The following is a 4,873-nucleotide window of genomic DNA, read 5'->3' on the forward strand; positions in this document are numbered from 1 at the left end:
CCGTGAGCGCTGCGGTTCGGTTGCGTTCCGGCCAGGGGCGTGGCGGTGGCTCCGTGAGTGCTGCGGTTCGGCTGCGTGCCGGCCAGGCGCGCGGCGGCCGCTCTTTGGGCGCGGCCCTGCCCGGGACGGGTCGGTCCTTGGCCACGGCCCTGCCCGGGGCGCTTCGATCCCTAGGCGCAGTTCTTCCTGTGGCGGCTCCTTCCTGGAGTGCAGCTGGTGTTGAGGCGCGTCGGTCTATGGGGGCAGCTTCTCCCTGGTCGGGCCGTTCCTTGAGTGCCGCTGTTTCCGGGGCGCGCCGCTCCTCGAGCGCAGTTCTGTCTGGGGAGGGGCGCTCCTTGAGCGCATCCGTTCCCGGGGTGTGTCCCTCCTTCGGTGGAGCTGTTCTCGGTGCCGGTCGCTCGTTGAGCGCGGTTCTGCCCGAATCGCGGCTCCCGCTGGCGGGATGGGCGCGGCTGTCCGTGCGGGAGGGCGTGTGAGGGTCCTGCCGCGGCTGTTCGCCTTGTTCGCCTGCCTCGTGCTCGCCGCGGGGTGCGCGAACGTGCCCGAGGAATCGCAGCCCGTCGCCGTGCCGCAGCAGGAGCTGGGGCAGCCGGTCAACCCGGACGTGCCGCAGCCGGCGAAGGACCTGGACGCGCTGACCGTCGTCCGCGACTTCGTCCGCGCGAGCGCCCAGCCGATCAGCAACAACGCCGCCGCGCGCATGTACCTCGACGAGGGCGCGGCCAAGGCGTGGGCGCCCGGCAAGGTCATCACGATCATCGACGACGTGTTCGCGACCGTCCCGGCCACCGGCGCGGACACGACGGCGAACCCGAACGAGGTCAACGTCGTGCTGCGCGGCACCGGCCTCGGCACGCTGCGTGAGGACGGCGCGTTCATCTCGCTGCGCACGCCGGTCGAGCTGAAGCTGCTGGTGCGGCGCCAGTCCGACGGGCAGTGGCGGATCACGAACCCGCCGCCGAACCTCGTGATGCCCTACAGCGACTTCACCGCGAACTACGTGCGGGTGCAGGCTTTCTTCTTCGCGCAGGACTCCAACACCGTGGTGCCCGACCTGCGGTACGTGGCGGGCAAACCGCAGACCGGCCTCGCCGGGCGCGTGGTCGGGCTGCTGCTGGCCGGGCCGTCGACGAGCCTGGTCGGCGCGGTGCGGAACCTCCTTCCCGAGGATGCGAACACCGAGGGCAACGTGACGACCGCGCCGGACGGTGCGCTCGTCGTCCCGCTGACCGGCGTGGCCGATCAGACCGCGGACGTGCGGCGGCTGATCGCCGCGCAGATCGTGCTGTCGCTGCAGTCGGTGACCACGAACCGGGTGCGGCTGTTGTCCGACGGCGCCCCGCTGGTGGACGGGCACGAGGACTGGGTGCCGAGCGATCTGCCGTCCTACACTGCGCTGGCCTCGCCGAGCGCGGACCAGCCCGGGCTGGTGACCGTGAACGGGCGGGTGCGCTCGCTCGGCGACGGTTCGCTGATCTCCGGCCCGGCCGGCCAGGGCAGCGGTTACCAGGTGGCCAGCGCGGCCCAGTCGATCGACGGGCGTCAGCTGGCGATCGTCGAGTACGCCGACGGACGGCAGCGGCTACGGGTCGGTCAGTTCGGCAAGGACGCGGCCGCCGTCGACCTCGCGGGCGCGACGATGACCCGGCCGACCTGGCGGCCCACGGCCACCGCGGACGGTTCCGGTGAGGTGTGGACCGTCGTGGACGGGCAGACGGTGGTCCGCGCGCTGCGAACGCCGGACGGCAGCTGGGTGCCGCAGGTGGTGAACGCCGATGAGATCCTCCAGGTCGGTCCGATCAGTGTGCTGCGGTTGTCCCGCGACGGCGCGCGGGCCGCGGTGGTCGCGGGCGGGCAGTTGCTCGTGGCGTCGGTGGTGCGCACCCAGGACTCGGTGACGCTGCGGGCGCCGCGGATCCTGCAGGGCGGCACCCTGGGCGGGGTCGTGGACGTCGACTGGCTCAGCCAGGACGCCCTGGTCGCCGCCACGACCATGCCGTCGCAGCCGGTGGTCAAGATCCCGATCGACGGGCTCCGGCTGGACCCGTTCAACATCTCGAACCTGACGCTCCCGGTCCACGCCATCACCGCCGCACCCGGCCGGTCGATAGTCGTCGCGGACGACGGTGGCCTGTGGACGGCCTCCGACGTCGGCGAAGTGTGGCGCCCGCACCCGCACAGCTTCGGCGGCAATGCGTCGCCGTTCTACCCGGGCTGATCTTCGAGCGCGCGACAGCGAGCTCCGGTGGTGGAGGGTGCCGGGGCGTCCGGTGGTGCCGGGGGTGGCCGGGCGGCGAGGACTGGCCGTTTTACCTCGGGGGTCCGTGGGCGTGCGGCAGCGAGCCGTGGCGGCGGATGGTTCCGGGGCACCTGGTGGCCGTTAGGACGACCGGGCGGTGACGGCTCGCCGTTCTACCCCCGGCGAATCCGTGGGCGCGCGGTAGCGAGCCGCGGCGGTGGAGGGTGCCGGGGGTGGCCGGGCGGCGAGGGCTGGCCGTTCTACCCGGGGGCCTGTGGGCGCGCGGCAGCGAGCCGTGGCGGCGGAGGGCCGCGGGCACCCGGCGGCCGTTAGGACGACCGGGCGGTGACGGCTCGCCCCTCTACGCCGGCGGATCCGTGGACGCGCGGCAGCGAGCCGCGGTGGTGGAGGGTCCCGGGGGATCCGGTGGCGGATGGTTCCGGGGCGCCCGGTGGCCGTGAGGACGACCGGGCGGTGGGGGTGCCGAGGCGCCCCGGCGGTCGTCAGGGCGACCGGGTGGCGGCGCCTCGCCGTTCTTACCCCGGCCGCTCTACGGGTGCGCGACAGCGACCCCGGGGGCGCCGGGTCAGCCGGCGGCGGTCAGCACCAGTGCCGTGCTCACTTCCCAGCCTCCGGCGGCGAGTGTGCGAGTGCAGGCGGCGATCGTCGCGCCCGTGGTGGTCACGTCGTCCAGCAGGACGACCGGCACGCCGGGCGGTGGGTGGCCCCGCGGGTCGAGCCGCAGGCGGCCGGCGAGGTTCTCCGCGCGCTGGTCGCGGTCGAGCCCCACCGCGTCGCGGGCTCGCGAAGACAACCACAGTGCCGGGGCGACGGCGGCCGCCTGCCCTGCGCGGGCCAGGTGCACGGCGCACCGCCGGGCCAGGCGGAGCAGGTGCGCGCCACCCCGCCGCCGCGACGCCGACCGGCGCGACGGGGCCGGGACCAGCCACCACGTCCCGTCCGGGGCCGCCCTAGCCTCGGGGAGGTGGGGCACCGCCGCGGCCAGCGCCCGCCCCAGCGGATCGGCCAGGTCCCGGCGGCCGCGTTCCTTGTAGGCCAGCACGAGACGCCGTGCGGTGCCCTCGTAGGCCGCCAGCGCGTAGACCGGCACCCCGGCCGAGCCGCGCGGAGCCGGGTGCGGGCGCGCGAGTTCGAGCAGGCAGGCCGCGCAGCAGGCGGCGCCGGCGACCCCGCAGGCGGCGCACAGGGCGGGTAGGAGCAGATCCAGTGCGATGTTCATGCGGAGAGTGTGCGGACGGGCACCGACAGTTTCGGACGCCGCAGCCCCGGGCGGCCGGTGATTAGATCAAATGGACCAACCGGAGCCGGTCGGCGAGGCGACTCCCGGCGGCGCGCAGACCCGGTGCTCCGTCCAACCGCAACTGATCGGCGTTCAAGTTTCTTCTTTGTGTGACAAGGAATTCCGCGTCTGTCACCCACCCGGGCGCACTTCGCCGGGAACGCGAGACGGCCCCCGGCCGTTGTCGGGACATGAGGCCCTGGAACGGCGGAGCGGCTCACCCGCAAGCGTCCAGGGGAGTGCTGCGGCCGGAGCGTGGTTCCGTCACCCACGGGGCTGGACGCCGGAAAACGGCGCAATGTCAAGGTGAAAACCGGTCTCGCGTCCTGCTCCGAACGGAGCAGCAGGTCAACGCGCCTGGACGGGTTCAGACGCGGACCGTCACCGGTTCCCGATCCGTGACATCCCCCGGCTCGGGGGGTTTTGTGATCCGCGTTACCGCGCTAGCGTGCTGCGCTATAGCAAGTCCCGCCGGCAGGGAGGTGAACAGCCGATGACCCTGGCGCCGACGGAAGATTGACCCCCGGTTCTGCCATCAGACCGGTCGGGCGGGAGCGGCGTCGGCGCCGATCCATCAGGAGAGCTCTCGAACTCATTCCGCAATGAGGGAGGTCGTGTATGGAAATCGTCGTCAAAGGCCGTAACGTCGAGGTGCCGGATCACTACCGCACACACGTCGGTGACAAGCTCGAGCGCCTGGAGCGCTACGACAAGAAGGTCTTCCGCTACGAGGTCGAGCTCTTCCACGAGCCCAACCGCAGGCAGCTGAAGAACTGCCAGCGGGTGGAGATCACCGGCCGGGGCAAGGGCCCGGTCGTCCGGGCCGAGGCCACCGCCGGGGACTTCTACGCCGCCCTCGACACCGCTCTCAACAAGCTCGAGAACCGCCTTCGCAAGATGCACGACCGCCGGCGCGTCCACTACGGGCGCCGCTGTCCGGAATCCGTCGCCGAAGCGACGTCGAGCGCCGTCGCCGCGGGAGCGACGCCGGCCACCGGCCGCGCGTCGACCGCAGTGCTCGAGGCGCCGGCGCCCGTGGCCGAAGAGGTCGGCACGGCACTCCCGGAGGACATCGAGCTGCCCACCCAGCAGCGATGGGACGACGAAGCCGCCGAACACCTCCCCGGCCGGATCGTCCGGGAGAAGCACCACTCCGCCAAACCCATGACCATCGACCAGGCCCTCTCCGAGATGGAGCTGGTCGGACACGACTTCTACCTCTTCAACGACGTCGAGGCCGGCGTCCCCAGCGTCGTCTACCGGCGCAAGGGCTTCGCCTACGGCGTGATCCGCCTCGACCACTAGCGGCGTCTGCGAACGGCCCGCGCGCGAGG

The 4,873-nt window shown here is 72.9% G+C and carries 3 protein-coding genes; 2 read left to right on the top strand and 1 reads right to left on the bottom strand.

Annotation, left to right across the window (positions count from 1 at the left end; genetic code table 11):
* The first annotated feature begins 472 nt into the window (after positions 1–472).
* Positions 473–2,218, top strand: coding sequence for an LpqB family beta-propeller domain-containing protein (locus ABZ215_RS32360; RefSeq protein WP_354953981.1), 1,746 nt, complete (start codon positions 473–475; stop codon positions 2,216–2,218).
* Positions 2,219–2,825: 607 nt separating this feature from the next.
* On the opposite strand, the gene ABZ215_RS32365 is transcribed toward ABZ215_RS32360, so the two are convergent.
* A complete protein-coding gene (locus ABZ215_RS32365; protein WP_354953983.1) occupies positions 2,826–3,479 on the bottom strand; it encodes a ComF family protein in 654 nt (217 codons plus the stop codon).
* Between the two features lie 678 nt (positions 3,480–4,157).
* On the opposite strand from ABZ215_RS32365, the gene raiA reads away from it, so the two are divergent.
* A complete protein-coding gene (gene raiA / locus ABZ215_RS32370) occupies positions 4,158–4,844 on the top strand; it encodes a ribosome-associated translation inhibitor RaiA (RefSeq protein WP_020423366.1) in 687 nt (228 codons plus the stop codon).
* Positions 4,845–4,873 lie beyond the last annotated feature (29 nt).

This window comes from Amycolatopsis sp. NPDC006131 (assembly GCF_040614175.1).
GTDB lineage: Bacteria > Actinomycetota > Actinomycetes > Mycobacteriales > Pseudonocardiaceae > Amycolatopsis_E > Amycolatopsis_E tucumanensis.